1 protein-coding gene is annotated in these 730 nt (G+C 66.8%); it reads left to right on the forward strand.

Going from position 1 to position 730, the window contains the following annotated elements:
• Positions 1-730, forward strand: a 730-nt coding sequence (locus NS283_RS18215; protein WP_153003431.1) for a sulfate ABC transporter substrate-binding protein, incomplete at both ends; no start/stop codon positions are given.

The following is a 730-nucleotide window of genomic DNA, read 5'->3' on the forward strand; positions in this document are numbered from 1 at the left end:
AATCTCCGCCGTGACTTTATCAAGCTTTCCCTCGTCGCCGGCGCGGCGGCCGCCTTGTCCCTGCCGGCCTGGGCGCAGACCGTGACGCTGCTCAACGTGTCCTACGACCCCACGCGCGAGCTGTACGTGGACTACAACAAGGCCTTCGCCAAGTACTGGAAGGGCAAGACCGGCCAGGACGTGGTGGTCAAGCAGTCGCACGGCGGCTCGGGCAAGCAGGCGCGCTCGATCATCGACGGCATCGACGCGGACGTCGCCACCCTGGCACTCGGCGGCGACATCGACGCGCTGGTGCAGCACGGCCGCCTGGTCAAGGCCGACTGGCAGAAGCGCCTGCCGCACAACTCGGCGCCCTACAACTCCACCATCGTGTTCCTGGTGAAGAAGGGCAACCCCAAGGGCCTGAAGGACTGGGACGACCTGGTCAAGCCCGGCGTGCAGGTGATCACGCCCAACCCCAAGACCTCCGGCCGCGCCCGCTGGAACTACCTGGCCGCCTGGGAATTCGCCAAGCGCACGTACGGCGGCGATGCCAAGGCCAAGGAATACATTGGCAAGCTGTTCGCCAACGTCCCGGTGCTGGACACGGGCGCGCGCGGCTCGACCATCACCTTCGTCCAGCCCGGCGTGGGCGACGTGCTGCTGGCCTGGCAGAACGAGGCCTTCCTGGCGGTGAAGGAATTCGGGCCCGACAAGTTCGACATCGTCGTGCCCTCCGTCTCCATCCTGG

Source organism: Microbacterium testaceum (assembly GCF_001476285.1).
GTDB lineage: Bacteria > Actinomycetota > Actinomycetes > Actinomycetales > Microbacteriaceae > Microbacterium > Microbacterium testaceum_B.